Raw genomic sequence first — 26,260 nt, 5'->3', positions numbered from 1 at the left:
CGCGGGTGGGGGAGAAGAGGACAGGGGACCGGTACCCGCGGGCGGGGGGAAGTGGCCGAGCGCAGACCCGCCCGCCAGATGGTGGGGCTTCCCGGACAGTGGTTCTCCGAACGGTGGTGCATTGCCGAACCTCCCACGATGAGAACTCGCAACGACGTTTGCTGAGTTAGGACGTGGGGTAAGCAGACTCGGTTCCTTGCGCAGATGACCAGGTTGCAGCCGCACCCCGTGCAGGAGTGCTCGGCGATCAGAACACCCGGAGCCGCGGCGCGATCGGAACACCGCGATCAGAACACTCAGAACACCCAGAGTCGCAGTGTGAGGAAGCGCAGCGCACCGACTCCGGCGGTGATGCCGATGACGGCGATCGCCTCGGCGACGTCGTCGAGTCCGGGCGCCGCGATGTCGAGCACCGCCAGCGCCCCCGAGGTGATGGCGAGTCCGGCCAGCGCCAGTCCACCGCCCTCGAGTTGGGCTGCGAGCCAGCCGACCCGGTCGGCGGCATGGAAGGTGAGGCGGCGGTGCAGTTCGTTGGCGAGTGCCGTGCTGACGATGGATCCGGTCAGGTTGGCCAGCTGCGGCCCGCCGCTGTAGCAGGCCAAGAAGAGTAGGAAGTAGCCGATATTGCTGAAACCGCCGACCAGCGCGAACCGGACGAGTTGCGACAGCCAGTGGTCCCCGCGCAGGTAGTCGGCGAAGCGCGAGGCGAGGCGGCGGACAACGAGCGGGGATCGCTGCGGTTCCGGCGTCTCGGCCGGCAGTTCGCTGCGCACGATGGATACGCCCGGATCGGGCTGTGGGTTCACCCACATACCCGGGGGTGCCGGATAAAGGACAACCATGGTCGTTCCGATCGCACAGTGCCGGGCGCCCGAGGGTGACGGGTTCCGGCTGGTCTACCGCTCGGTAGAAAAGATAGCACCAAGCGGAGAGATTTCCTCCACTTGATTTGTGTGGGATAGGAAACACCATCCGACACACCGAAGGTGATCTGGGCAGACACGCGGGATGCGGGCACACTGGGCCGAGAGCAGTAGTTCGGCACGAGAGTGGGGTCAGCAGGATGTATCGCGTATTCGAGGCACTCGACGAACTGGTCGCGATCGTCGAAGAGGCGCGGGGTATCCCGCCGACTCGCAATTGCATCGTGCCTCGCGGTGATGTGCTGGAACTGCTCGACGACGTGCGTGAGGCGCTGCCCGGCGAACTCGACGACGCCCAGGACGTGCTCGACCACCGCGACAAGATCGTCTCCGATGCCCGCAATACCGCCGACGCGACGGTGACCGGCGCGAACGACCAGGCCGAACAGACCGTCGCCGGCGCCCGCGAGGAGGCCGACCGGCTGCTGGCCGACGCCAAGGCCCACGCCGACCGGATGGTCGCCGAGGCCCGCGCGCACGCCGATCACCTGGTCGCGACCGCACAGGCCGAGGCCGACCGCATCGTGACCGACGGTAAGGCCGAGTACGAGGCGCTCACCGGCCGCGCCCGCACCGAATCGGAGCGGATGATCGCGGCGGGCCAGGCCTCCTACGACCGATCGGTGGCCGAGGGGCAGGCCGAACAGGAGCGCCTGGTCTCGCAGACCGAGGTGGTGCGGGCCGCGCACGCCGAATCCGCGCGCCTGATCGACGCCGCGCAGACCGAGGCCGACCGGCTGCGCGAGGAATGCGACCACTACGTCGATTCCCAGCTCGCCGATTTCGAGGAGACGCTGCACTCGACGCTGCGGACGGTGGGCCGTGGTCGCCAGCAATTGCGTTCGGGGACCGGCATTCCGGACTACGCCGCCGACTTCCGGCGCTGATCTGCCCGCGCTCGTTCCGGGATTTGGGGGGATCGGCGCAGTTCGCGTACTGTGGAGTGGTTGCCCAAACCCCCTCGAAACGTGAGTGAGTGTCCGATGTCCGCCCAGTCCGGTCCCAGTGCGCGTCGTCGTCAGACCGACGCGGATTTCGTGCTGGACACCCGCAGTCTGGGGCGCGCCCCGGGCTCGATCCGGCAGGTGCATCGGGTCGTCACCGCCCCCGGGAAGATCGGCTTGGACCTGATCGCGATCCCGGCCGGTGCCGAGATCGACCTCGATCTGACCCTGCAGGCGGTCTCGGAGGGCGTGCTGGTCACCGGTTCGGTGTCGGCGCCGATCGAGGGGGAGTGCTCGCGCTGCCTGGAGTCGTTCACCGACGATCTGGAACTCGAGATCACCGAATTGTTCGCCTACCCGGACAGCGCGACCGAGCAGACCACCGAGGAAGACGAGATCTACCGGCTCGTCGACGACATGATCGACATCGAGCCGGTGGTCACCGACGCCGTCGGTCTGGAATTGCCGCTGCAACCGCTATGCGAACCCGATTGCGCCGGGCTGTGCCCGGAATGCGGTGTCCGGATGGCGATTGCGGGTCCGGATCACACGCATGAGATACTGGACCCTCGCTGGGCGGGGCTTGCGAAATTCGCGAGCGAAACCCCCAGCTCCGGCGTCTCCGACGCCCTATCAGACGTAGACCGATCGCTTGCCGACCGCCATGGTTCGGCAAGTTCGACGACAGAGGAGAAGTAGTCGTGGCCGTTCCGAAGCGCCGGATGTCTCGTGCCAACACCCACTCGCGGCGCAGCCAGTGGAAGGCCACCGCGCCGACCCTGATCACCTGCCCGAACCGGGCGTGCGGTCAGAAGACCCTCCCGCACATCGCGTGCCCGAACTGCGGTACCTACAAGGGCCGCCAGGTCACCTCGGCCATCTGATCTGCCGATCGGGTAGCCGCGAAGTGACCGCCGGTAAGGACGAAGCGGACGCACCCGCAGCGGGCGATGCCGCTGACCACGCCAGCCTTCTGGAAGCGCTCGGCGTGGAGGTGCGCCCGGATCTGCTCCGGCTGGCGCTCACCCACCGTTCCTACGCCTACGAGAACGGTGGGCTGCCGACCAACGAACGCCTGGAGTTCCTGGGCGATTCGGTTCTCGGTCTGAGCATCACCGAGCGCCTGTACCTCGAGCATCCGGAGAAATCCGAGGGCGAGCTCGCCAAACTGCGCGCCAGTGTGGTGAACATGCATGCCCTGGCCGAGGTCGCGCGCGGCCTGGGTGAGGGCGGCCTCGGCCGTCATCTGCTGCTCGGTAAGGGCGAGGAACTCACCGGCGGCCGGGACAAGGCGAGCATTCTCGCCGATGGGATGGAGTCGCTGCTGGGTGCGGTCCATCTGCAACACGGCATCGAGGTCGCGCGCGGCGTCGTGCTGCGGCTGTTCGCCGAACTGCTCGAACGCGGTCCCCGGATGGGCGCCGGCCTGGACTGGAAGACCAGTCTGCAGGAGCTCACCGCGGAACGCGGCATCGGCGTGCCCAGCTACGAGATCACCTCGACCGGTCCCGACCACGACAAGGAATTCACCGCCACCGCGGTGATCGGCGGCCAGGCCTACGGGCAGGGCGTCGGCCGGTCGAAGAAGGAAGCCGAGCAGAAGGCCGCGGGCGCCGCGTGGCAGGCGCTCACCGCGGACGGTTCCGCCGAAGCCGGTGACTGATGCCCGAACTGCCCGAGGTCGAGGTGGTCCGGCGCGGACTCGAGGAGCACGTCGTCGGCCACGTCGTGGAATCGGTCCTGGTCAAACATCCGCGGTCGGTGCGCCGCCACGAACTCGGCGGTGACGATCTCGCCGGCCGGATGGCGGGCCTGCGGATCGAATCCGCCCGCCGCCGCGGCAAATTCCTCTGGCTGACCTTCGACGATCCCGATGCCGCACTCGTCGTCCACCTGGGGATGAGCGGCCAGATGCTCGTGCAGTCCACGCAGGCGCCGCTGGAGAAGCATGCGCATATCGTCGCCGGACTCGACAACGGCACCCAGCTGCGCTTCATCGATCAGCGCACCTTCGGTGGCTGGGCGCTGAACAGGCTCATCGCTCTCGACGGTGAGGAACTGCCGGAATCGGTCGCCCACATCGCGCGCGATCCGCTCGACCCCCGTTTCGACGCCGAGGCCGTGGTCGCGCGGATGCGGACCAAATCCTCCGAGATCAAGCGGGTGCTGCTGGATCAGACGGTGGTCTCGGGCATCGGCAACATCTACGCCGACGAGGCGTTGTGGCGAGCGCGCATCCACGGCGAACGTCCCGCCGCGGCGCTCACCCGGCCCGCGCTGCGGCGGCTGCTGAGCGAGGTACAGGCGGTGATGGGTGCGGCCCTCGACGCCGGCGGCACCTCCTTCGACGCGCTGTATGTCAACGTCAACGGCAATTCCGGATACTTCGAGCGGTCACTGGCCGCCTACGGCCGCGAGGACGAACCGTGCCGTCGCTGCGGCGCGCCGATCCGCCGCGAGAAGTTCATGAACCGCTCGTCGTACTCCTGTCCGCGCTGCCAGCCGAAGCCCCGGCGATAGCGGCGAGCACGCGCTAAATTTGCGGTGTGTCCGATAAAGCCACTTCGTACGAAGGGAGAGCGGATGCGCAAGCTGACCTACTTCGTGGCCTCGACCATCGACGGGTATATCGCCACCTCGGACGGATCGGTCGACTTCTTCCCGGTCGGCGGTGACCACGGCCCCGCCATCACCGCGCAGTATCCGGAGACGTTACCGACCAAGATCCGGGAATCGCTCGGGATCGACAGTCCGGGCGAAAGTTTCGACACCGTGATCATGGGACGCAAGACCCACGATTTCGGGGTGCGGACCGGCACCTCGAGCCCGTATTCCCATCTGCGGCAGTTCGTCGTGTCGACCACCCTGCCCGGCGATCCGGATCCGGACGTCGAGCTGATCTCCTCCGACCCGCTGGGGCGCGTACGGGGGCTCAAGCAGGAGAAGGGCTCGGGTATCTGGTTGTGCGGCGGCGGTGAACTGGCACAGGCGCTGCTGCCGGAGATCGACCAGATCTTCCTCAAGTTGTATCCGATCGTGCTGGGACACGGCCGGCCGCTCTTCGGTGCGGGACCGCGGCTGCCCGAGCCGGCGTTGTTCCGGGTGCTCACCGGCCGGGTGTTCGAGGACGGAGTGTCGTTCATCAAATACAGCCGGTTGCCCTAGTGGGCGGCCAGGTTCCGGATCCGGTGGCCGCGCTGCGCGAGATCGCGTTCTGGATGGAACGCGATCGCGCGCAGACCCATCGGGTCAAGGCCTACCGGCGGGCGGCCGATGTGGTGGCCGAGCTTTCGGACGCCGATTTCGAGCGTTACCGCGAATCCGGTGCCTGGCAGGAACTTTCGGGCATCGGCCCGAAGACCGCGGCGGTGATCGAACAGGCCTGCACGGGCGCCGTACCGCAGCGACTGGCCGAATTGCGTTCCGCCGCAAAGCTGATCGCACCCGCCGGTGGCGAGGTCCGCGCGTTGCTGCGGGGTGATCTGCACACCCACTCCGACTGGTCCGACGGCGGCAGCCCGATCGAGGAGATGATGCGCACCGCGCAGGCGCTGGGCCACGAATACTGTGCGCTGACAGATCATTCGCCGCGGTTGAAAGTCGCCAACGGACTCTCCGCGGAGCGGTTGCGCCGCCAGCTGGACGTGGTCGCCGAACTCAACGAGCGGCTCGCGCCGTTTCGCATCCTCACCGGTATCGAGGTCGACATCCTCGACGACGGCACCCTCGACCAGGAGGCCGAACTGCTCGCTCGCCTGGACGTCGTTGTGGCCAGCGTGCATTCGAACCTGCGCGCCGACTCGGCGACCATGACCAAGCGCATGGTGTACGCGGTGGCGAATCCGAACGTCGACATACTCGGCCACTGCACCGGGCGGTTGGTCGCCGGTAATCGCGGCATCCGGCCGGAATCGTCGTTCGACGCCGAACTCGTCTTCGAGGCCTGCCGCCGTTACGGGACGGCCGTGGAAATCAACAGTCGTCCCGAACGGCTCGATCCGCCGAGCCGGCTGCTGCGCCTTGCCGTGGAGATGGGCTGCTATTTCAGCATCGATACCGATGCGCACGCCCCCGGCCAGCTGGATTGGCAGGGCTACGGCTGTGAACGTGCCGCGGCGAACGAGGTCCCGGCCGATCGCATCATCAACAGCCTGCCACTGGATGAACTCCTGGAGTTCACCGCGCGGTGACTCCTCGCGGCGAACCGGGCCCGCTCAGAGGATCGCGAACGCGACGACCATGCCGATCGCCAGATGCGCGGCGCCCACCAGCAGCGACTGAATCTGGTAGCTGGACGATTTCAGCAGATCGCCGATGTGCAGGCCGACCAGCCATTCGAGCAGCCGGATGGAGACCACCTGCGCGATGATGCCCACCAGCCCGTAGATGCCGGTGGCGATCAGGCCCTCGACCAGCCGGCCGCCGGAGGAGTAGATCGCCAGCACCACGATCAACGCCATACTCACCATGCCCGCGGAGGCGATGACGACCGCGTTCGGATTACCGGCGGCGACCATCTTGCGCAGCGGTCCGGGTGTGGAACTGTCGATGGCCTGGAATCCGATCAGCATCAGGGCCAGACCCAGCACCGCGTACAGCGCGATCGCGCCGACGCCGTGCCCGACGGAGCTCCAATACCCTGATTCGAGCGCGAGGGTGGACGACACAGATTCCTCCGGTGATGTTGATCGAGTCGCTGAATGCTACTTGGTCGGAATGCGATGCGGAACGAAGGTGGCGCCGTCGTCGGTGATCAGGCCGGGGGATTCGCGGATGCCGAGACCGGCCGAGGTGTCGCCGACGATCCAGGCGCCCAGGACCGGCCGCAAGCCGTCGAAATCCGGTAGCGGATCGAGAAGTTGGTAGACGAACCCCTCCTCGCCGTACACGCCGCCGGTCGAGGTCTCCATCCCGGCGCCGACGATGGTCATATTGGCGCCCTCGCGGCCCAGCTTCGGTTTGCGGATGTACTCGGTGAGCTCGTGCGGATCGTCGAGATAGGCCGGCAGCAGATTCGGATGCCCGGGATACATCTCCCACAGCACCGCCAGCAGCGCCTTATTGGACAGCAGTGTCTTCCAGAGGGGTTCGACCCAGGCGGTCTCGGGGATGGAGTCCACCACGCGCTTGCCGAAATCGTCGTCGAGCGCCCACTCCCACGGATACAGCTTGAAGATCGAACCGATCGGCGCCTCGGCCAGATCGACGAAACGCTCCAGCTCGGTATCGAATCCGATCTCCTCGATCGGCAGCGCGATGGTGTAGAAACCGGCCTCGGCGGCGGTCTCCTGCATATACGCGGTGGTCACGTTGTCCTCGCCGGAGGCGTCGGCCGAGGACCAGGTGAAATGCAGCTGATTGGTGGGCAGCTGATCGAGCAGCTCGCCCCAACGCTCGACCAGACGCTCGTGCAGCGAATTCCACTGGTCGTCGTCGGGGTAGACGTCGGTGAGCCAGTGCCACTGCACGATGGCCGCTTCCAGCAGCGAGGTCGGCGTATCGGCGTTGTACTCCAGCAGTTTCGCCGGACCGCGGCCGTCGTAACGCAGATCGAAACGCCCGTAGACGTACGGGTCGCTGCGCTGCCACGACTTCTTGATCGGCTCCCAACTCCATTCGGGCAGGCCGAAATCGGCGAAGCGCTCGGTGAGCACGATCTGCTCGACCGCGTGCAGGCACATCGAGTGCAGCACCTCGACCTGGGCCTCGAGCGCGAGGATCTCGTCGAGATCGAATTCGTAGTGCACCGATTCGTCCCAGTACGGGCGCGATTGTCCGTTCGCGTCGCGGCCGGGCGAGCCGAATACCAGCCCTTGATCGGCGATGATCTTCTGCCAGCCGGTACGTTGCCGGTTGCGCATCCGACGCATCTAGGAGCCTCCACTGGTGGAACCGGATTTACTGCCGAGACCGCCTCGTACGACGGTCCCGCTCTTGGTGCTGACGGTGGCCTTCTTCGGCGCGACCGTGCTGCCGCCGACGGGCGCGCGCCCGACGGTGTTGTTGCCGCCGTAGTAGTAGCGGTACTGGTGGCCGTTGTAGAGGAAGATGCCGGGTCCGAGGCCGCCGCCGCCGTAATAGCCGCCGGTACTCGCGTAGGACTGGGCGCGCACACAGTCGTCGTCGGGTACGACCTGCTGTTGCCCGTTGTCGTCGGTGATGCAGTAGGCGGTCACGTTCGCGGGGCGGTGTGCGGCCTGGTAGGCGAGATATCCGGTGCCGACCACCGCGGCGATGCCGGCCACCGCCACGCCGCCGATGAGCAGCCGTTTGCGCTTGCGCCGCTTGGTTTCCGCGGCCTCCGCCGCGGCCCGCTCCGCCTCTTCGGCGCGTTTGCGGGCCTTGTCGCGCGCCCGCGCCTCGGCCACCGTCGGCGGGCGGGGCTGGGTGACGCCGGCCTCCTGCCGCTGCATACTCCCGCGCATGCGCCGGGGTCTGTCGGATTCGCCCGCGGCGCCGGGATTCTCACCCTCGGGATCGGCCGGCCCACCGGCGTCGGTGCCGAAAGCGTTGTCCGACAGCGGGTTCGGCGCACCGGGGGTGGCCAGGCCGGGAATCGTCGAGGCCGGGTCGGGGAAGCCGGGCAGGATGGGCGTGCCGGGGAGAGTCGGCGCGGTCCGCGGATTCGGGAGGGTGGGGTCCGGTTCGCCCAGGCGTCTCGTCGGTTCCGCCTCGGATGCGCCGGTTTCGCGCTCGCCGTCGGGCTGCGCGCCGAAACGCACCGTCGGATCCGAGGCGCCGATTCCCTTCGACTCGCCGGATTCCGTGCCACCATCGGTGTTGTCTTCCCCCGCGGACGGGGTGTCGCGGGGGTCGTGCGAATCCCGATCCCCGGGTCCGCCGCCCGGCTCATGTGTTGCCAACGATCGACTCCTGTATCCCCGCCGCTACCGTTCCTCGAAGCCTGTGATTCCGCCGAGGGCGGCGCCCCAGTTTTCCACAACCAGGTCGACTCGACCAGGCGTGTCACCCGACCGCAACAATGCCAGCAAACGCTCGCACGCCGGTCGCGGGCCCTCGGCGACCACGTGCACGCGCCCGTCCCGGGTGTTGCGGGCGTGGCCCACCAAACCGAGCTCCAGCGCCCGCGCTCGCGTCCACCAGCGGAACCCGACGCCCTGCACCAGGCCGTGCACCCAGGCGCTGAGCCGGACGGGGTCGGGGCTCACGAGTCGATCTTGTCGATCTGGAACGTCAGATTCACCGTGGTGCCCGCCTTCAGCGTCCGTCCCACCGTGCACACCTTGTCGATGGCGCGCTGCACGGTGACCAGCAGGCGCTGGCGCCCGGCCTCGTCGAGTTCGGACAGGTCCAGTTCGACGATCTCGTTCAGTTCCGGATACACCTCGTTCTCGCGGTCGGCGTCGCCGGAGACGCGGATCGTGGTGTCGTAGTTCTCGCCCAGCCGGTTGGACAGCGGGAAGTCCGAACTCATCCCGGTGCAGGCGGCCAGCGCGATCTTCAGCAGCTCGCCCGGGGTGAAGACGCCCTCGACGCCGTCGGAGCCGATGAGTACCTCGGCTCCGCGCGAGCTGCGCCCGGTGTAGCGGCGGGTGCCGGTCCGCTCCACCCACAATTCGGTCACCGGCTTCGGCGCCTTGGTCTGCGGGGCGGCCGCGACGGTCGCGGGCTGCGCAGCGGCGGCGGTGGGTGCGGCGGAGTTGGCGGTCTGTTCGGACATACCGTCGATCCTGCCATCGTGCCCGGCGTATCCGCACCGCACGCCGGTTCTCACCACGGCGTGGGGAGGCCGTTGTGTCCGATATCACCGGTTCTGCCGGGCGTGGCCGGGCTCGGGTCAGGCTTGGAATCGGTACCCCATACCGGCCTCGGTGAGCAGATGTTTCGGCTGGGAAGGGTCGTCTTCGAGCTTGCGCCGCAGCTGCGCCAGATACACCCGGAGATAGTGGGTTTCGGTCGCATACGTCGGGCCCCACACCTCGCGCAGCAGTTCCCGGCGGCCCACCAGCTTGCCCTGATTGCGCACCAGCATTTCCAGCACACCCCATTCGGTGGGCGTGAGGTGGACGTCGCGGCCGCCGCGGATGACCTTCTTCGCCGCGAGATCGACGGTGAACGAGGACGTTTCCACGATGGGCGCCGACTCCTCGGCCGTCGAGGCGGAACGCCGCACCGCCGCCCGCAGGCGGGCCAGCAGTTCGTCCATGCCGAACGGTTTGGTGACGTAGTCGTCGGCGCCGGTGTCGAGGGCCTGCACCTTGTCCGAGGAATCGGTGCGGGCGGACAGCACGATCACCGGCATCGAACTCCAGCCGCGAATTCCGGCCAGTACCTCGACCCCGTCGATATCGGGCAGGCCGAGATCCAGCACGACCACGTCGGGGTGTTTCTCCGCGGCCGCCCGCAGCGCCGCCGCGCCGGTGGCGGCGGTGATCACCTCGTAGCCGCGCACCGACAGATTGATCCGCAGCGCGCGCAGGATCTGCGGTTCGTCGTCGACGACCAGCACGCGGGTCGCGGCCGGCGGTCGTTCGGCCGATGTCACGACGCCTCCTGTGTCTTGCGGGACACCCGCACCCGGTCGGCGTCGCGAGCGGGCTGCGCAGTGTTGCTCACGACGCCTCCTGTGTCTTGCGGGACACCCGCACCCGGTCGGCGTCGCGAGCGGGTTGCGCATGGTCGCTCACGACGCCTCCTGTGTCTCTTCTGCCGGCAACTCGATCACCATGGTCAGCCCACCTCCCGGCGTCGGTTCGGCGTGTACGGTCCCACCCATCGCCTCGACGAATCCGCGGACCACCGACAGGCCCAGGCCCACACCGGTCGAATTGTCGCGGTCGCCCAATCGCTGGAACGGCTCGAACATCTGGTCCTCGAGTCCGGTAGGAACGCCCGGACCGTAGTCGACCACTGTGATGGATACCCGGCCGCCGTCGCGTTCGGCGCCAACCCGCACCGGTGTGTCGGGGACCGCCGTTCCGGCCGGCGCCGAGTAGCGCAGAGCGTTGTCGATCAGATTGGCCAGCACCCGTTCCAGCAGGCCGCTGTCGGCATAGACCGATACCTCGCCGACCTCGACCTTCACCCGGTCCATCGCCGCCTGCCGCACACCGCGGGTCCCCATCCCGACGCCGACGACCGCGCGGTTGACCACCTCCTCCAGGTAGACCTGTTTGAGGTTGGGTTCCACGGCGCCGGCCGCGAGCCGCGAGGAGTCGAGCAGATTGCCGACGAGCGCGGTGAGCTGATCGGTGGATTCCTCGATGGTTTCCAGCAATTCGGCGGTATCGGCGGGAGAGAACTGCACGTCCTCGCTGCGCAGACTCGATACCGCCGCCTTCGCCGCGGCCAGCGGCGTGCGCAGGTCGTGGCTGACCGCCGACAGCAGCGCGCGGCGCAGCCGGTCGGCCGCCATCACACCGGCGGCCGCCTGGGCCTGGTCGGCGAGTTCGCGCTGGCGCACCAGCCCGGCCGCCTGCCCGGCCACCGCGGCGAGCACCCGGCGGTCCCCGGGCGTCAGCGCGCGCCCGCTGAGCAGCAGCCAGTGCTCCTCGTCGCCGGCTCCGATCGCGGTATCGGCGGCGCCGGGGGTGCGCGCCGGATCGTGACCGACGCAGGCGATCACCTCGGCATCGCTGACGAAACTCACCGCCCGCTGACGGTAGATCTCGCGGGCGCGTTCGAGCAGATCGGGCAGGTCGGCGCCGTGCAGGATCGCGCCGGCGAACAGGGTCAGCAACTCGGCTTCGCGCGAGGCCGTGCGTGCCTCGCGGGTGCGATTCGCCGAGATGTCGACCAGCGCCGCGACCGCCACGGCGACCCCCGCCATCACGACGATGGTGAGGAAATTGTTGGGCTCGGCGATGGTGAGGCTGTGGCGTGGGGTGGTGAAGAACCAATTCAGCAGCAACCCGCCCAGCACCGCCGACAGCGCGGCCGGCGCGACACCGCCCAGCAACGCGACCGCGATCACGCCGATGAAGTACATCGCGCTCTCACCGGCCAGATCCAGTCGCGAATCCAGCCACAGATAGCAGACCAGGGTGATCAGGGTGGGCACGACCAGCGCGGCCAGCCACGACGCGGTCGGTCGCTGCCGCCGCAGCAGGGCAGACCAGCGCAGTCCCCGCTGCGCCTCCTCGTGGGTGACCATGTGGACGTCGATGGTTCCCGAGCGCTGCACCACGGTCGCGCCGATGCCCTGATCGAGAATCCGCGCCCACCGCGAGCGCCGGGAGGTGCCCACCACCAGCTGGGTGGCGTTGACCTGCCGGGCGAAATCCAGCAGGGCGCTCGGTACGTTCTCGCCGGTCACCGTGTGCAGGCTGGAACCGAGTCCGGCGGCGAGTTCACGCAACCGGTGCAGCCGTTGCGCCGACACCCCGGCCAGCCCGTCGCCGCGCACCACGTGCACGACGATCAGCTCGGCACTGGATTTGGTGGCGATGCGGCTCGCGCGCCGCACGATCGTCTCCGATTCCGGCCCGCCGGTCACCGCGACGACCACGCGTTCGCGCGCCTCCCAGGTCGCGGTGATCTTGTGGTCGGCGCGGTATTTGGCCAGCGCCGCGTCGACCTGATCGGCCAGCCACAACAGGGCCAGTTCGCGCAGCGCGGTGAGGTTGCCGGGCCGGAAGTAGTTGCGCAGCGCCGCGTCGACCTTGTCGGCGGTGTAGACGTTGCCGTGGGAAAGCCTGCGCCGCAATGCCTCCGGGGTGATGTCGACCAGTTCGACCTGGTCGGCGCCGCGTACCACCCAATCCGGGACGGTTTCGCGTTGCACCACGCCGGTGATCTGCTCGACGACGTCGTTGAGGCTGTCCAGATGCTGAACGTTGACCGTGGAGATGACGTCGATACCGGCGTCGAGCAGTTCGTGGACGTCCTGCCAGCGCTTCTCGTTCTTCGATCCCGGCACGTTCGTATGCGCGAGTTCGTCCACCAGGGCCACGGCCGGCGCCCGCCGCAGCACCGCGTCGAGATCCAGCTCGGGCAGGGTCGTGCCGCGGTAGGTGCGCATCGCCGGCGGTATCCGCTCGATGCCCTCGAGCAGTTCCGCGGTCTTGCTGCGGCCGTGAGTCTCCACCACCGCGGCGACCACGTCGCGGCCACGGCTTATCCGCCGATGCGCCTCGCCGAGCATCGCGTAGGTCTTTCCCACGCCGGGCGCGGCCCCGAGGTAGATGCGTAGTTGTCCGCGCTTCACAGGTCCATCATCGCGCGATTCGGACGACGTGGACGGCGCGAAACCCGGACGACCCGGGTGGTGCGCCCGCCGGCCACGCGCAGACCCAGCGCGCAGCTGACGAAGACGATGATCACCATCGCCGCGACCGCGAAATCCGGCACTGTCTTCTCCTCACGACCCCGATGATTGCCGATGTGCCGGTCGACTGGGCGAACCGGACAACACACTGTGCACCTGCGCGGGTGATCGTTCGCCGATCTTGACGCTTTCTTGACGGGGCCGGTGCTGACTTTGACGGCGCGTTCGCGGACGCTGGAGGGACGTAAGCACCTCGTCAAAGCCGTCGTCCGCGCCGCTAAGAAGCCGTCAAGGCCGTCGAAAACGGACCGTTCGAGACGCTTGACTCTCTGGCGGCGCATCCGCTCCGGATGCCGTCAACAGAGAGGTTTGCACTTATGTCTGTCGCGGTGTTCACCGTCGTGACCGTGGCGATCTTCGCCCTGCTCGGCCTGCTCCAACGGGGGGTGGAACGGCTGTGATCGAGAACATCGTCGGTCTGATCCTGGCGCTCGGCGTCGCCGTCTACATGATCGCGGCGCTGCTGTTCCCGGAAAGGTTCTAGGTGAGCACAACCACTGCCGGGGTCGTCTTCGTGGCGACCCTGATCATCGCGCTCGCGGCGGTCCACATCCCGCTCGGCGACTACATGTACCGGGTGTATTCGGGCACGAAACACTCGCGCGCCGAACGCCTCCTCTATCGCGCCATCGGGGTCCAGCCCGGAGTGGAGCAGACCTGGGGCGTCTACGCCCGCAGCGTGCTGGCCTTCTCCGCGGTGAGCGTCCTGGCGCTGTTCTTCCTGCAGCTGATTCAGGGCCACCTGCCGTTGCATCTGCACGAGCCCGGGACCGAGATGACCGCGGCGCTGGCGTGGAATACCGCGATCAGCTTCGTGACCAACACCAACTGGCAGAACTACGCCGGTGAGTCGACGCAGGGACATCTGGTCCAGATGGCGGGCCTGGCCGTGCAGAACTTCGTCTCGGCCGCGGTCGGGATGGCGGTCGCGGTCGCACTGGTGCGCGGGTTCGCTCGCCGCCACACCGGCGACCTCGGCAACTTCTGGGTCGACCTCGTGCGCGGCACCCTCCGGATCCTGCTGCCCATCGCGTTCGTGTTCGCGATCGTGCTGGTCGCCGGTGGTGCGATCCAGAACTTCCACCTGCACGATCAGGTCGCGCAGACGATCACCGGTGCGACGCAGACGATTCCGGGCGGGCCGGTCGCCTCGCAGGAAAGCATCAAGGAGCTGGGCACCAACGGTGGCGGCTTCTTCAACGTCAACTCCGCGCACCCGTTCGAAAATCCGACGGCCTGGACCAACTGGGTCGAGATCTTCCTGATCCTGCTGATCGCCTTCTCGCTGCCGCGGACCTTCGGCCGCATGGTGGGCAGCACCAAGCAGGGTTTCGCGATCGCGTCGGTGATGGGCGTGCTCGCGCTGATCAGCGTGACGCTGACCAACTTCCTGCAGCTGCGCCATCACGGCACCGTGCCGACGGCGGTCGGCTCGGCGCTCGAGGGCGTCGAAACACGGTTCGGCGTAGCGGATTCCGCGACCTTCGCCACGTCCACGACGCTGACCTCCACCGGTGCCGTCGACTCCGCCCACGATTCCTACACCAGCCTCGGCGGCATGATGACCATGGTGAACATGCAGCTGGGCGAGGTCGCGCCCGGCGGTGTCGGATCGGGTCTGTACGGGATGCTGATCCTGGCGGTGATCACCGTATTCGTCGCCGGGTTGATGGTCGGGCGCACACCGGAATATCTCGGCAAGAAGATCACCCCGCGCGAAATCAAGTTCGCCGCATCGTATTTCCTGGTCAGTCCGCTGATCGTGCTGGTGGGCACCGCGATCGCGATGGCGTTGCCGGGCGAGCGCGCGGCCATGGCGAATTCCGGTCCGCACGGTCTGTCGGAGGTGCTCTACGCCTTCACCTCGGCCGCCAACAACAACGGCTCGGCGTTCGCCGGGCTCAGCGGCAACACCGTCTGGTGGAATACCGCCCTCGGCCTGGCGATGGTGTTCGGCCGATTCGTTCCCATCATCCTGGTGCTCGCGCTGGCCGGATCGCTGGCCGGCCAGGGGCATACGCCCGAATCGATCGGCACATTGCCGACGCACCGGCCGCAGTTCGTCGGCATGGTCGCCGGCGTGACGCTGATCCTGGTCGCCCTGACCTTCCTGCCCATGCTGGCGCTCGGGCCGCTCGCCGAAGGAATCCACTGACATGACCGCTCCGACAACCGATTCCGTGGCCGCCGCGCGCGGTGCCGAACCTTCCTCGCGCCGGAAGTCCCGGGGCATGTTCGATCCGGCGCTGCTGGCGCGGTCGCTGCCCGAGGCCCTGCGCAAACTGGATCCGCGCACGCTGTGGCGCAATCCGGTGATGCTGATCGTGGAGATCGGCGCCCTGTGGTCCACGATCCTCGCCGTTGCCCATCCCACGCTCTTCGCGTGGGCGATCGTGATCTGGCTGTGGCTGACGGTGATCTTCGCCAACCTGGCCGAGGCCGTCGCCGAGGGCCGCGGTAAGGCGCAGGCCGATACGCTGCGAAAAGCCAAGACCGACACCGTCGCCCGGCGGTTGGTGAACTGGCAACCGGGCGCCGAGGCGCCGGTCGAGGAACGGGTCCCCGCACCCGAACTGCGGCGCGGCGACTATGTGGTGGTCGAGGCCGGGCAGGTGGTCCCGGGTGACGGCGACGTCGTCGAGGGCATCGCCTCGGTCGACGAATCGGCGATCACCGGGGAATCGGCGCCGGTGATCCGCGAATCCGGTGGCGACCGGTCCGCGGTCACCGGCGGCACCACCGTGCTCTCGGACCGGATCGTCGTCGAGATCACCCAGGAGCCGGGCGGCAGTTTCATCGACAAGATGATCGCGCTGGTCGAGGGCGCCAGCCGGCAGAAGACACCCAACGAGATCGCGCTGAACATCCTGCTGGCCGCGTTGACGATCATCTTCGTGTTCGCGGTCGTGACGTTGCAGCCGCCGGCGATCTTCTCCAAGGTGAACAATCCGGGGGTCGGCGACAGCGCGGCGCTGAACGCGCACGGCATCACCGGCATCGTCATGGTGTCGCTGCTGGTCTGCCTGATTCCCACGACGATCGGCGCATTGCTGTCGGCGATCGGCATCGCGGGCATGGACCGCCTCGTCCAGCGCAATGTGCTGGCGATGTCGGGTCGCGCGGTCGAGGCCGCCGGCGATGTGAACACGCTGCTGCTCGACAAGACCGGCACCATCACCCTCGGCAACCGGCAGGCGTCGAGCTTCGTCGCCATGCCGGGCGTCACCGAGGACGAGATGGCCGACGCCGCACAGCTTTCCAGCCTCGCCGACGAAACACCCGAGGGCCGCTCGATCGTGGTGTACGCGAAATCCGCGTACGGCAAACGCGAACGCACCCCTGGTGAGCTCGCGGGCGCGAACTGGGTGGAGTTCACCGCCCAGACCCGGATGTCGGGCGTGGATCTGCGGGACGGGCATCAGTTGCGCAAGGGCGCCGCGAGTGCGGTCACGGAATGGGTTCGGGTCCATGGTGGTTCGGTGCCGGAGGACGTCGGGCGGACTGTGGACGGCATCTCCGCCTCCGGCGGCACTCCGCTGGTGGTCGGCGAACTGCTCGACGGGAAAGCCCGGCTGCTGGGTGTGGTCCATCTGAAGGATGTGGTGAAACAGGGCATGCGGGAGCGCTTCGACGAGATGCGCCGCATGGGGATTCGCACCGTGATGATCACCGGCGACAACCCGCTGACCGCCAAGGCGATCGCGGACGAGGCCGGAGTCGACGACTTCCTGGCCGAGGCCACTCCCGAGGACAAGCTGGCGCTGATCAAGAGCGAACAGGCCGGCGGGCGCCTGGTCGCCATGACCGGCGACGGCACCAACGACGCTCCGGCGCTGGCGCAGGCCGATGTCGGCGTCGCGATGAACACCGGAACGTCGGCGGCCAAGGAAGCTGGCAACATGGTCGATCTGGATTCGGATCCGACCAAGTTGATCGAGATCGTCGAGATCGGCAAACAGTTGCTGATCACCCGGGGCGCGCTGACGACCTTCTCCATCGCCAACGACATCGCGAAGTACTTCGCGATCATTCCCGCGCTGTTCGTGGCGTTGTTCCCCGGCCTGGACGTGCTCAACGTGATGCGGTTGCACAGTCCGCAGTCGGCGATCCTGTCCGCGGTGATCTTCAACGCGATCGTCATCGTGGCGCTGATCCCACTGGCTCTGCGCGGCGTCGACTATCGCCCCTCGAGTGCGTCGAAACTGCTCAGCCGCAATCTCGCCATCTACGGGGCGGGCGGCATCGTCGCCCCGTTCATCGGCATCAAACTCATCGACCTTGTCGTCCGATTCCTGCCTGGGATGTCCTGATATGCCTTCGTTCTCGATGCGATACACCACCTGGTTCCGCCAGCATCTGGCCGCCGTGCGGGCACTGCTCGTGCTGACGGTGATCACCGGAATCGCCTATCCGCTGGCCGTTTTCGCGGTCGCGCAGTTGCCGGGCCTGCACAACCGGGCCGAGGGTTCGCTCGTCCACCGCGACGGGAAGCTGGTGGGCAGCAGCCTCATCGGTCAGGCCTTCACCGACGGCAGCGGGACGGCGCTGCCGCAGTACTTCCAGACCCGCCCGTCGAATTCCGCCCCGGCCGACGGCAGCCGCCCCGACGGCTACGACCCCACCAACACCGGCTTCGGCAACAAAGGTCCCGAGGACGTCGTCGACACCATGGCCGCCGACCCGTCGCAGACGAAGACCGGTTTGCTGACCACGGTCTGCACGCGCAGCAAACAGATCGGCGAGCGCGAGGGCGTCTCCGGGGCGCGACCGTTCTGCACACCCGGCGGGGTCGGTGCGGTGCTGGCGGTCTTCGGCCCCCGCGACAGCCACGGGCAGGTCACCGCCCCCACGAAGGTCGTCAGCGTGAACGAGGCGTGCCCGGCGACGCCGTTCCAGGACGCCTACCGCGGGGTCCGGGTGGACTGTGCCCAGCCCGGAACGGACTATTCGGCCGGGCTGATCGTCCCCGTCCGCGGTGACGCGCCGGCCGATACCCCGGTGCCCTCCGACGCGGTCACCGCGTCGGCGTCCGGACTGGATCCGCACATCTCACCGCGCTACGCGCAGATCCAGAGCGCGCGGGTGGCGGCCGCCCGGGGTATCACGGCCGAACAGGTCGCCGCTGTGGTGGCGGCACATACCGACGGTCGGGACCTGGGCTTCCTGGGAGAGCCCAGGGTCGACGTTCTCGGCCTGAATCTCGAGCTGGACCAGCGCTACCCGGTGCGGCGCTGAGGCTCGGTGCCCGCGAACACGACGTGCCGTGGCGATCGGTGCCGGTGCGATCAGGAGTGCAGCGCGCTGCCGGCCACCCACTGATCCCACGGCACGATCCAGTCGCCGTTGTTCCACGACGGCAGCGGCGGGCCGCTGGTGTTGCGGACCTCAACCACATCACCCGGAACCGCGAAGTTGTAGAACCAGCGAGCGTTGTCCAGGTTCAGGTTCAGACAGCCGTGCGAGGTGTCGGTATTGCCCTGCGCCCACACCGTGGAGTCGAGCTGGTGCAGGTAGATCCCGTCGCCACTGATCTGGGTGGCCCAGCCGATCGCCTCCTTGTAGCCCAGGCGCGAGTTGACCGGCAGGCCGTAGCTGGAGGAATCCATGATGACCGGATTGCCCTTGCCCATCACGGTGTAGATGCCCGCAGGGGTGTTGAAGTAGATCGTCTTGCCGCCGACCTGCTCGCTGCCGCCGCGGCCCATCGAGGTGGGCATGGTGCGGATCAGTTTGCCGTTCTCGAACACCTGCACTTCGTGGGTGTTGTCGTCGGCGATGGAGACGTGCGAGTCGCCGATGGTGAAGCTGGTCTTGGAGTCCTCCTGGCCGAACAGGCCGGGACCCAGCTGCGCGCCGAAGATGTTCGCCGCGACCGTGACCTTGGTGCCGGGCTGCCAGTACTGCTGCGGGCGCCAGTGCGCGTTCTTGTCGTCGAGCCAGTACCACGAACCCTGGACCTGCGGTTCGGTCGTGACCGAGAGCCGCTTCTCGGCCGCCGCGCGGTCACCGACCGCCTCGTCGAAGTGGGCGACGATGACCGTGCCCACACCGTAGGTTCCGCCCTCGGCCAGCGGCTGCCCGCCGGTGGTGGTCAGATACGCCTTGACCTGGTTGCTGGGAGTGAGCGTGGTGAACGACGACGTCATCGGACCGCTGGGTCCGGTGACGGTGATGCCCTTGGCGCTCATGGTGTAGTTGTGCCCGTAACCGAGCGGAACCTTCGGTTTCCACGCGGTCCGCTCCGGATTGAGCGTGCCGTCGACCTGTTTGCCTTCTTCGTTGGTCAACGTCACATCCGTGAGGATGCCGTCGGTTGCGCTCACCTCGATGGTGCCGAGCGGATCGACGTCGGCACTACCCGTGGCCGGGACCATCGCAATGGCCGGCGCGGCGGGCCCCGCGGTGCCCCGCGTCGGATTCGACGCGGGATCCGGGGATGACGAGCACGCGGCCATCAGCGTCGTCACCAGGGCGATAACCCCGAGCGCAACACTGAATCGGCAGCGGCGAGTGGACATGGTGTCTCCTGCGTTAGCCGTGCGCCTGGGCAAGCCCCCGCAGCGCACCAATCGCCTTACTGTCTCGGTACGTAGTTTACGGGGCTTTTTCAGGTGCTTGCACCTCGGTGGTGTTGCCCCGTGTTTACGCATCGTCGCGCCGGGTACTCCAGTTACTGTTGTGTGCCCAGTGGGCGCTCAGTGACCGATCGACCGGCGTGCCCGGCGTCGTGTGGTCCGCCACCGATGTCTGTGAGGGATGTGTGGTTATGAGAGAACGGTGCGAGACCACAGGCTGCGCGGCCGCTCGCACTGCTGAGGAACGGACGGGTCGGGGAACCACGCTCCGATGACGCGCAGCTGGACGAGGTGTGACGATGAGTGCAAATTTGATGATCGTAGAGGACGACGACCGGGTCCGCAGTGCGCTGCGGCTGGCCATGGAGGACGAGGGCTACGACGTCGCCGAGGCCGAGGAGGCCGAGGATGCGCTCGAACATCTGCGTGACAACGGCGCACCGGATGTGATGATCGTGGATCTGATGCTGGGGGAGATGGACGGATTCACCTGTATTCGTGAGATTCGTCGCGATCACGACGTGCCGATCATCGTGGTCAGCGCGCGTGACGACACTCACGACGTGGTGGCCGCCCTGGAGGCCGGCGCCGACGATTTCGTCACCAAGCCGTTCGAGATCAAGGAGATCACCGCCCGGATGCGGGCGCTGCGTCGCCGCGCCCAGCAAACCGTGGAGCCGCCGGCCCCGCAGGAGGTCGTGCTCGACGCCTATCCCGAAGCGCCGCTGGTACTTTCGGCCGACGGCGGCACCGTGCACCGCGGCGACGAGGAGTTGCACCTCACCCTCACCGAATTCCGGCTGCTGTGCGAACTGGCCGAGACTCCCGGGCGGGTGCTGTCGCGCAGCGTCCTGCTCGAAAGGGTCTGGGACCGTGGGTTCTTCGGTGACGAGCGGATCGTGGACGTGCACGTCCGGCGGCTGCGGACCAAGATCGAGCGCGACCCGTCGGAGCCGGCGATCGTGGTAACCGTGCGCGGGCTCGGCTACCGCCTCGATGTGCAGCGCTAGATTTCCGCGCCTGCCCCGCCGCCAGATTCTGCGCGGTCGCGTGATCGTCGCTTTCACCGTCACGGGCCTGGTCTCGGCATTGCTGGCGGTGCTGATCGCGAGGATCGATGGCGGATGGGGCACCGCACTGGCCTGCGCGCTCGGCGGCACCGTGATCGGCGCGATCTTCGGAATCTGGCTGTCGCACCGTTTGCTGGAACCGTTGCGCCAGGTCACCGGCACCGCGGCCAAGATCGCCTCCGGTGAGCTCGGCACCCGGTTGCCCGATACCGACGATCCCGATCTCGCCCCGACCGTGGACGCGTTCAACACCATGGTCGACTCGCTGCAGAACCGCATCGATCGCGAGCGCCGGCTGGTCGGTGACGTGAGCCACGAACTCCGCACCCCGCTGACCACGCTCACCACCAGCGTCGGAGTGATGTCGCGCTACGAGGATCAACTGCCGGAACGGTCGCGGCGGGCGCTGGAGCTGGTCCGCGCCGAACTCGACCATCTGCGCAGACTGCTCGACGATCTGCTGGCGCTGGCCCGGGCCGAGGCGCGGATGCACGGCGCCGACGCCGAACCGCTGTCGGTGCGCGAACTGCTCACTCACACCCTCGCGGAAATGCATTATTCACCGGAACTGCTGACCGTCGCCGACGACGGAATCGTGACCGGGCGAAAGCTCGAACTCGAGCGTGCCCTGGTGAATTTGCTCGAGAATGCGCAGCGGCACGGTGGCGGAGTGATCGCGGTGGGCGTCGCGCGCGCCGGTGACGAAATGGTGATCACGGTCGACGACGCCGGTCCGGGAGTCGCCCCACAGGATCGGCAACGCATCTTCGAAAGATTCGTGACCGTCCGCCGCGGGAAACGGTCGGGCACCGGCATCGGATTGGCTTTGGTGGCCGAAACGGTGGCCGCCCACGGCGGCCGCGTGAAATGTGACGACCGTCCCGGCGGCGGGGCGCGATTCATGGTGTGGTTGCCCACCGTGACGAAATTCACCGATCATACTTCTGTAACACAACCGTAAAGTAGTCGCACGATAGACCTCAACGTTCGCGGGCAATTCTGAAGAGGTGATGCAGACCCGAACGCGGAGTATGTCATTCAGTTCTCCGGCAACCGACGAGCGGAACGGCCGTCGGAACGTTTCGACCCAGACGCTGATTCGTCGGCCGCGGGTGGACGACGGAGCGCGGATGTGGCGAATCGCAGTGGATTCCCAAGTGCTCGACGCCAATTCGAGTTACGCGTATCTGCTCTGGAGTCGTGACTTCGCCTCGACCACCGTCGTGGCCGAAATCGACTCGGAGATAGCAGGATTCGTCACCGGATATCTGCGCCCGGAATCGCCGGACACACTGTTCATCTGGCAGGTAGCCGTCGATCACGCCTTCCGCGGCCGCGGAGTGGGCGTAGCAATGCTGGATCGGCTCGTCGAAGACGTTGCCGACCAAGGTGTTTCGAAGTTGGAGACAACCGTTTCGCCGGACAACGAAGCCTCGCTGGCAATGTTCGCGTCACTGGCCCGGCGCCGTGACGCGGAAATGACGCGGGAGACGTTGTTCGAGCCAGAAGATTTTCCGGACGGGCACGAATCGGAGGACCTGTACCGGATCGCGCCACTGCAGGGTGACGCAAAACGATAGGAAGGATCATCGATGACCACCGCTGAGATGACCGTTTTCGAATCGCTCGAATCGAATGTCCGTGGATATTGCCGTTCCTGGCCCACGCTGTTCGACACCGCCTCCGGCGCCTGGCTGCGCGACGGTAGCGGACGTGATTACCTCGATTTCTTCGCGGGCGCCGGAGCGCTCAACTACGGGCACAACAATCCCGTTCTCAAAGAAGCGTTGATCGATTACATCGCCCGTGACGGAATTACGCACGGGCTCGATATGTCGACCGTCGCGAAGCGTGAATTGCTGGAGACGATCAACAAGGTTCTGCTGGATCCGCGCGGCCTCGATTACAAGGTCCAGTTCCCCGGTCCCACCGGTGCGAACGCGGTGGAATCGGCGCTGAAACTGGCCCGTAAGGTGACCGGCCGCACGTCGATTCTGAATTTCACCAACGCATTCCACGGCATGACCCTCGGTGCGCTCTCGGTGACCGGTAACGCGACCAAGCGCGCGGGCGCCGGAGTACCGTTGAATCACGTGAATCCGATGCCCTACGACGGGTATCTGGACGGCACCGACGATCTGGCATGGATGGAGCGGGTCCTCGATGACAATTCCTCCGGTGTGGACAAGCCCGCGGCGGTGATCGTGGAAACCGTGCAGGGCGAGGGCGGCGTGAACGTCGCTCGGGCGCAGTGGCTTCGGCACCTGTCGGAGCTGTGCGCCGCGCGCGGAATTCTGCTCATCGTCGACGACGTGCAGATGGGCTGCGGCCGGACCGGTCCGTTCTTCTCCTTCGAGATCGCCGGCATCACCCCGGACATCGTCACGCTGTCGAAGTCGATCGGCGGCTACGGCCTGCCGCTGGCGCTGGTGCTGATGAAGCGCGAGCTGGACCAGTGGGCGCCCGGTGAGCACAACGGCACCTTCCGCGGCAACAACCCGGCGTTCGTGACCGCCCGCGTGGCGCTCGAGCACTACTGGACCGACGACCGTCTCGAGGCCTCCACCGCCGCCAAGGGCGAGAAGATCCGAAAGTCGTTCGAGGCGCTCTCGGAGAACTTCGAAGGTGTCTCGACCCGCGGACGCGGGCTGGTGCAGGGACTGGTGTTCGACGACGCCTCGGAGGCGGGCAAGGTCAGCAGCATCGCCTTCGAGAAGGGCCTGCTGGTGGAGACCTCCGGCGCCGAAGACCAGGTGGTCAAGCTGCTGCCGCCGCTGACCATTACCGACGACGAACTCGACCATGGCCTGGGCATCCTGGACCGGGCGGTCGACATGGCCCGAGGAGGCAACTGACCATGATCGTGCGTACCACTGCCGAGATCACCGGAACCGACCGCGACGTCGCGGCCGAGGACTGGCGCAGCAAGCGGATCGTTCTCGGCGGCGACGGGGTGGGTTTCTCCTTCCACGAGACGACGATTCAGCCGAACACCGTGCACGAGTTCCACTACCAGAACCACGTCGAAGCGGTGTGGCTGGTGGAGGGCGAGGGCACGCTCACGGATCTGACCAACGACGTCACCTACGACCTGGCGCCGGGAACGATGTACCTGCTCAACGGGCACGAGCGGCATCGGGTCGAGACCCGCACGCTGATGCGGATGCTGTGTGTGTTCAATCCGCCGGTCACGGGCAAGGAAGTTCACGACGAGAACGGTGTCTACCCGTTGGTGGCCGTAGGCGAGTAGTGATGTAGTGAGGAGGACGGCGCCGCGATGACGTTGGCGGAGAGTCGAATCGACCGCTATCGGACCAGAACGGCCGTAGCGGTACCGCCGGTGGAGCGCACCGACCCCACGGTGTGGGGCACGGTGACCTCGCCGGAGCTGCAGAATTTCGATGCCGATGGGTACGCGATCATCGACGAATTGCTGACCCCGATGCAGGTGGCCGATATCGCCGCCGACATCGATCGGCTGGCCGCCGATCCGGTGTTGCGTGCCGACGAGCGGGTGATCATCGAGAAGAAGTCGAACAGCGTTCGCTCGATCTTCGAGGTGCACAAGATCAGCGCCGTGGTAGCGGAGCTGGTGCGCGACGAGCGGATCGTCGGGATGGCTCGCCAGATTCTCGGTTCCGAGGTCTACATCCATCAGAGCCGGGTCAACTACATGCCCGGATTCGAGGGTGCCGGTTTCTACTGGCATTCGGATTTCGAGACCTGGCACGCCGAGGACGGGATGCCCGCACCGCGTGCGGTGAGCCTGTCGATCGCGCTGACCGACAACTACCCGTTCAACGGCAGCCTGATGCTGCTGCCGGGCTCGCACCGGCAGTTCATGCCGTGCCAGGGTGAGACTCCCGACGAGCACTACCGGGAATCGTTGCGCGAGCAGCAGATCGGTGTGCCCGCGCAGGAGGATCTGGCCCAACTGGCCGACAAGTACGGCATCGCGCAGTTCACCGGCGCACGCGGTTCGGCGCTGCTGTTCGATTCCAACATCATGCACGGCTCCTCGAACAACATCACGCCGTTCCCGCGCTCGAACGTCTTCCTGGTGTTCAACAGCGTGGAGAACACCCTCGAAGAACCGTATTCGGCCGGGCATCCGCGGCCGACCTACATCGCCTCGCGCGATTTCACCCCCGTGCGCTGAGCGGGGGTGACCCGATCACGTCGGGACCGATGATTGGCACGGGTTCGCTCCCGACGGTGGCGGGGCGAGCCCGGCATCCCCGGCGCGTTTTCGGCCGGAATCCGAATCGGATTCCGGCCGAAAACATGTCCGGGGCGCGGCGGTATAGGACCGCGCCCCGGCGATCGTGCGCGCCGCTCAGGCCCGCGTCAGCGCGGCGTAGCGGGCGATGTGCTGGTCCGCCGAACCCCATTCGGTGCGAATCGCGGTGAGCCGCTTGAAGAAATGCCCGATCGCGAGTTCCTCGGTCATGCCCATCGCGCCGTGCAGTTGCACCGCGTGCTGGCCGATGAAGCCGGCGGCGCGGGCGACGGTGGCCTTGGCCGCGGCGGCGGCCCGGGCACGGACCTTCGGTTCGGCGTCGAGTTTCAGCGTCACCAGATAGGTGGCGGCCACGGCCTGTTCCAGCTCCAGATGCATATCGACCATACGGTGTTGCAGCACCTGGAAACTGGCGATCGGCACGCCGAACTGGCGGCGCTGCTTGCTGTATTCGACGGTGTCGGCGAGTACCCGCCGCATGCCGCCCACGGCCTCGGCGCAGATGGCGGCGATCGCCTCGTCGATCGCGCGCTCGACCGACGCGTCGGCCGCGCCCTCGCCGCCCAGCAGCGCATCGGCGGGAACCCGGACGGCGTCGAGAACCAGATCGGCCGCACGGCGTTCGTCGATCGTGCGATACGGATGCTGCGTCAGACCGGCCGCATCGGCCGGCACCAGGAACAGCGACAGCCCCGCTGCGTCGGAGGTGCGTGCCGTCACCAGCAGGTGGGTCGCCAGCGGCGCAGTGGTCACCACCACCTTGGCGCCGTCGAGGACCCAGTCGTCGCCGTCGCGGCGGGCGGTCGTGGCGACGCGCGCGGGGTCGTAGCCGGAGTCGGCTTCCAGGGCGGCGAAGGCCGTGATCACGGAACCGTCGACGATGCCGCGCAACAGTTCCTCGGCCCGGGCGCCACCCGCGCGGCGCAGCAGTCCGCCGCCCAGGACGGCGGTGTCGACATAGGGTTCGACGACCAGGGCGCCGCCGAGCGCCTCGGCGATGATCATGGTCTCGATGGCGCCGCCGTCGAATCCGCCCACGCTCTCGGGCAGGGCGGCGCCCAGGATGCCGACCTCCTCGGCGAAGCCGCGCCAGATCTCGGGCTGGTGACCGGCGCCGACCCGTGCCGCGGCCCGGCTTTTCTCCAGATCGTAACGGGCGGCGAGAAATTCGGTGACCGTGTCACGGAGCAGTTGCTGTTCGGCAGTGAATTCGAAGTCCAT

The 26,260-nt window shown here is 67.4% G+C and carries 28 protein-coding genes; 17 read left to right on the top strand and 11 right to left on the bottom strand.

Annotated elements, in window-relative coordinates:
- Window positions 1-296: 296 nt before the first annotated feature.
- Complete coding sequence (locus NE2_RS22575) at window positions 297-812, bottom strand: GtrA family protein (RefSeq protein ID WP_084494246.1); 516 nt, start codon at window positions 810-812, stop codon at window positions 297-299.
- Window positions 813-1,063: 251 nt separating this feature from the next.
- Here NE2_RS22575 and NE2_RS22570 point away from each other — a divergent pair, with 251 nt between their 5' ends.
- The 7 genes from NE2_RS22570 to NE2_RS22540 all read left to right on the top strand — a co-directional run bounded on the left by NE2_RS22570 (window position 1,064) and on the right by NE2_RS22540 (window position 6,057).
- Window positions 1,064-1,810: a DivIVA domain-containing protein gene (locus NE2_RS22570; protein WP_063018054.1), complete on the top strand. Its 747-nt coding sequence runs from the start codon at window positions 1,064-1,066 to the stop codon at window positions 1,808-1,810.
- Between the two features lie 96 nt (window positions 1,811-1,906).
- Window positions 1,907-2,566 (top strand): YceD family protein, encoded by a 660-nt coding sequence (locus tag NE2_RS22565; protein WP_063029137.1) that lies wholly within the window; start codon window positions 1,907-1,909, stop codon window positions 2,564-2,566.
- 2 nt (window positions 2,567-2,568) lie between these two features.
- Window positions 2,569-2,751, top strand: a complete 183-nt coding sequence (rpmF, locus tag NE2_RS22560; RefSeq protein WP_030513024.1) for a 50S ribosomal protein L32 — start codon at window positions 2,569-2,571, stop codon at window positions 2,749-2,751.
- Between the two features lie 23 nt (window positions 2,752-2,774).
- Window positions 2,775-3,530, top strand: coding sequence for a ribonuclease III (gene rnc, locus NE2_RS22555; RefSeq protein WP_063029135.1), 756 nt, complete (start codon window positions 2,775-2,777; stop codon window positions 3,528-3,530).
- Complete coding sequence (gene mutM / locus NE2_RS22550; RefSeq protein ID WP_063029133.1) at window positions 3,530-4,387, top strand: bifunctional DNA-formamidopyrimidine glycosylase/DNA-(apurinic or apyrimidinic site) lyase; 858 nt, start codon at window positions 3,530-3,532, stop codon at window positions 4,385-4,387. The genes rnc and mutM overlap by 1 nt, the downstream gene beginning before the upstream one ends.
- Before the next feature lie 63 nt (window positions 4,388-4,450).
- A complete protein-coding gene (locus NE2_RS22545; protein ID WP_030513027.1) occupies window positions 4,451-5,032 on the top strand; it encodes a dihydrofolate reductase family protein in 582 nt (193 codons plus the stop codon).
- Window positions 5,032-6,057, top strand: coding sequence for a PHP domain-containing protein (locus tag NE2_RS22540; protein ID WP_084494245.1), 1,026 nt, complete (start codon window positions 5,032-5,034; stop codon window positions 6,055-6,057). The genes NE2_RS22545 and NE2_RS22540 overlap by 1 nt, the downstream gene beginning before the upstream one ends.
- A 24-nt stretch (window positions 6,058-6,081) precedes the next feature.
- On the opposite strand, the gene NE2_RS22535 is transcribed toward NE2_RS22540, so the two are convergent.
- The 8 genes from NE2_RS22535 to NE2_RS35870 all read right to left on the bottom strand — a co-directional run bounded on the left by NE2_RS22535 (window position 6,082) and on the right by NE2_RS35870 (window position 13,177).
- Window positions 6,082-6,534, bottom strand: coding sequence for a DUF350 domain-containing protein (locus NE2_RS22535; RefSeq protein WP_063029131.1), 453 nt, complete (start codon window positions 6,532-6,534; stop codon window positions 6,082-6,084).
- 36 nt (window positions 6,535-6,570) lie between these two features.
- Window positions 6,571-7,737, bottom strand: coding sequence for a glutathionylspermidine synthase family protein (locus NE2_RS22530; protein WP_063029129.1), 1,167 nt, complete (start codon window positions 7,735-7,737; stop codon window positions 6,571-6,573).
- Entirely contained in the window at window positions 7,738-8,730 is a 993-nt protein-coding gene (locus NE2_RS37240) for a hypothetical protein (RefSeq protein ID WP_228817825.1), read from the bottom strand.
- A gap of 24 nt (window positions 8,731-8,754) precedes the next feature.
- On the bottom strand, window positions 8,755-9,036 hold the full coding sequence (locus tag NE2_RS22520; protein WP_030513032.1) for an acylphosphatase: 282 nt from the start codon (window positions 9,034-9,036) through the stop codon (window positions 8,755-8,757).
- On the bottom strand, window positions 9,033-9,548 hold the full coding sequence (locus NE2_RS22515) for an OsmC family protein (protein WP_084494250.1): 516 nt from the start codon (window positions 9,546-9,548) through the stop codon (window positions 9,033-9,035). The genes NE2_RS22520 and NE2_RS22515 overlap by 4 nt, the downstream gene beginning before the upstream one ends.
- Window positions 9,549-9,665: 117 nt before the next feature.
- The gene (locus tag NE2_RS22510; RefSeq protein WP_063018042.1) at window positions 9,666-10,373 is read right to left on the bottom strand and encodes a response regulator; all 708 of its coding nucleotides are present in this window, start codon (window positions 10,371-10,373) and stop codon (window positions 9,666-9,668) included.
- 138 nt (window positions 10,374-10,511) lie between these two features.
- On the bottom strand, window positions 10,512-13,034 hold the full coding sequence (locus NE2_RS22505) for a DUF4118 domain-containing protein (protein ID WP_063029127.1): 2,523 nt from the start codon (window positions 13,032-13,034) through the stop codon (window positions 10,512-10,514).
- Window positions 13,031-13,177: a hypothetical protein gene (locus NE2_RS35870; protein WP_156055458.1), complete on the bottom strand. Its 147-nt coding sequence runs from the start codon at window positions 13,175-13,177 to the stop codon at window positions 13,031-13,033. The genes NE2_RS22505 and NE2_RS35870 overlap by 4 nt, the downstream gene beginning before the upstream one ends.
- A 374-nt stretch (window positions 13,178-13,551) precedes the next feature.
- On the opposite strand from NE2_RS35870, the gene kdpF reads away from it, so the two are divergent.
- The 4 genes from kdpF to NE2_RS22485 are packed head-to-tail and all read left to right on the top strand — an operon-like array spanning window position 13,552 to window position 18,389.
- Entirely contained in the window at window positions 13,552-13,638 is an 87-nt protein-coding gene (kdpF, locus tag NE2_RS37235; protein ID WP_104363013.1) for a K(+)-transporting ATPase subunit F, read from the top strand.
- Window positions 13,639-15,309, top strand: a complete 1,671-nt coding sequence (gene kdpA / locus NE2_RS22495; RefSeq protein WP_063029125.1) for a potassium-transporting ATPase subunit KdpA — start codon at window positions 13,639-13,641, stop codon at window positions 15,307-15,309. It abuts the gene before it with no gap.
- 1 nt (window position 15,310) lies between these two features.
- The gene (gene kdpB / locus NE2_RS22490; RefSeq protein WP_063029123.1) at window positions 15,311-17,464 is read left to right on the top strand and encodes a potassium-transporting ATPase subunit KdpB; all 2,154 of its coding nucleotides are present in this window, start codon (window positions 15,311-15,313) and stop codon (window positions 17,462-17,464) included.
- Between the two features lie 16 nt (window positions 17,465-17,480).
- On the top strand, window positions 17,481-18,389 hold the full coding sequence (locus tag NE2_RS22485; protein ID WP_063029172.1) for a potassium-transporting ATPase subunit C: 909 nt from the start codon (window positions 17,481-17,483) through the stop codon (window positions 18,387-18,389).
- A 50-nt stretch (window positions 18,390-18,439) separates the two neighbouring features.
- Here the strand turns inward: NE2_RS22485 and NE2_RS22480 are convergent, their stop codons facing one another.
- The gene (locus tag NE2_RS22480) at window positions 18,440-19,672 is read right to left on the bottom strand and encodes a L,D-transpeptidase (RefSeq protein WP_063029121.1); all 1,233 of its coding nucleotides are present in this window, start codon (window positions 19,670-19,672) and stop codon (window positions 18,440-18,442) included.
- Between the two features lie 356 nt (window positions 19,673-20,028).
- Here NE2_RS22480 and NE2_RS22475 point away from each other — a divergent pair, with 356 nt between their 5' ends.
- From NE2_RS22475 to thpD, 6 genes are all read left to right on the top strand, one after another.
- The gene (locus NE2_RS22475; RefSeq protein ID WP_030513041.1) at window positions 20,029-20,739 is read left to right on the top strand and encodes a response regulator transcription factor; all 711 of its coding nucleotides are present in this window, start codon (window positions 20,029-20,031) and stop codon (window positions 20,737-20,739) included.
- Window positions 20,740-20,779: 40 nt separating this feature from the next.
- Window positions 20,780-21,760, top strand: a complete 981-nt coding sequence (locus tag NE2_RS22470) for a HAMP domain-containing sensor histidine kinase (protein ID WP_233429855.1) — start codon at window positions 20,780-20,782, stop codon at window positions 21,758-21,760.
- 169 nt (window positions 21,761-21,929) lie between these two features.
- Window positions 21,930-22,379, top strand: a complete 450-nt coding sequence (ectA, locus tag NE2_RS22465; protein WP_063065010.1) for a diaminobutyrate acetyltransferase — start codon at window positions 21,930-21,932, stop codon at window positions 22,377-22,379.
- Between the two features lie 12 nt (window positions 22,380-22,391).
- Window positions 22,392-23,654, top strand: a complete 1,263-nt coding sequence (gene ectB / locus NE2_RS22460; RefSeq protein WP_063029117.1) for a diaminobutyrate--2-oxoglutarate transaminase — start codon at window positions 22,392-22,394, stop codon at window positions 23,652-23,654.
- 2 nt (window positions 23,655-23,656) lie between these two features.
- On the top strand, window positions 23,657-24,049 hold the full coding sequence (locus tag NE2_RS22455) for an ectoine synthase (protein WP_063029115.1): 393 nt from the start codon (window positions 23,657-23,659) through the stop codon (window positions 24,047-24,049).
- Between the two features lie 27 nt (window positions 24,050-24,076).
- Entirely contained in the window at window positions 24,077-24,958 is an 882-nt protein-coding gene (thpD, locus tag NE2_RS22450) for an ectoine hydroxylase (RefSeq protein ID WP_063029113.1), read from the top strand.
- A 177-nt stretch (window positions 24,959-25,135) separates the two neighbouring features.
- Here thpD and NE2_RS22445 read toward each other — a convergent pair whose 3' ends face one another.
- On the bottom strand, window positions 25,136-26,260 hold the full coding sequence (locus tag NE2_RS22445) for an acyl-CoA dehydrogenase family protein (protein WP_063029111.1): 1,125 nt from the start codon (window positions 26,258-26,260) through the stop codon (window positions 25,136-25,138).

Origin of the sequence: Nocardia elegans NBRC 108235 (assembly GCF_001612845.1) — a bacterium.
Lineage (GTDB): Bacteria > Actinomycetota > Actinomycetes > Mycobacteriales > Mycobacteriaceae > Nocardia > Nocardia nova.
Note: the sequence above shows the minus strand (reverse complement) of the source record. Positions and strands in the feature narration are given on the sequence as shown.

Bases quoted from the DNA above. Each gene is read 5' to 3' on its own strand.
- NE2_RS22575 (WP_084494246.1), bottom strand. From the start codon at position 812: ATGTGGGTGAACCCACAGCCCGATCCGGGCGTATCCATCGTGCGCAGC.
- NE2_RS22570 (WP_063018054.1), top strand. From the start codon at position 1,064: ATGTATCGCGTATTCGAGGCACTCGACGAACTGGTCGCGATCGTCGAA.
- NE2_RS22565 (WP_063029137.1), top strand. From the start codon at position 1,907: ATGTCCGCCCAGTCCGGTCCCAGTGCGCGTCGTCGTCAGACCGACGCG.
- mutM (WP_063029133.1), top strand. From the start codon at position 3,530: ATGCCCGAACTGCCCGAGGTCGAGGTGGTCCGGCGCGGACTCGAGGAG.
- NE2_RS22545 (WP_030513027.1), top strand. From the start codon at position 4,451: ATGCGCAAGCTGACCTACTTCGTGGCCTCGACCATCGACGGGTATATC.
- NE2_RS22530 (WP_063029129.1), bottom strand. From the start codon at position 7,737: ATGCGTCGGATGCGCAACCGGCAACGTACCGGCTGGCAGAAGATCATC.
- NE2_RS22515 (WP_084494250.1), bottom strand. From the start codon at position 9,548: ATGTCCGAACAGACCGCCAACTCCGCCGCACCCACCGCCGCCGCTGCG.
- kdpB (WP_063029123.1), top strand. From the start codon at position 15,311: ATGACCGCTCCGACAACCGATTCCGTGGCCGCCGCGCGCGGTGCCGAA.
- NE2_RS22485 (WP_063029172.1), top strand. From the start codon at position 17,481: ATGCGATACACCACCTGGTTCCGCCAGCATCTGGCCGCCGTGCGGGCA.
- NE2_RS22480 (WP_063029121.1), bottom strand. From the start codon at position 19,672: ATGTCCACTCGCCGCTGCCGATTCAGTGTTGCGCTCGGGGTTATCGCC.
- NE2_RS22475 (WP_030513041.1), top strand. From the start codon at position 20,029: ATGAGTGCAAATTTGATGATCGTAGAGGACGACGACCGGGTCCGCAGT.
- ectA (WP_063065010.1), top strand. From the start codon at position 21,930: ATGTGGCGAATCGCAGTGGATTCCCAAGTGCTCGACGCCAATTCGAGT.
- ectB (WP_063029117.1), top strand. From the start codon at position 22,392: ATGACCACCGCTGAGATGACCGTTTTCGAATCGCTCGAATCGAATGTC.
- NE2_RS22455 (WP_063029115.1), top strand. From the start codon at position 23,657: ATGATCGTGCGTACCACTGCCGAGATCACCGGAACCGACCGCGACGTC.
- thpD (WP_063029113.1), top strand. From the start codon at position 24,077: ATGACGTTGGCGGAGAGTCGAATCGACCGCTATCGGACCAGAACGGCC.
- NE2_RS22445 (WP_063029111.1), bottom strand. From the start codon at position 26,260: ATGGACTTCGAATTCACTGCCGAACAGCAACTGCTCCGTGACACGGTC.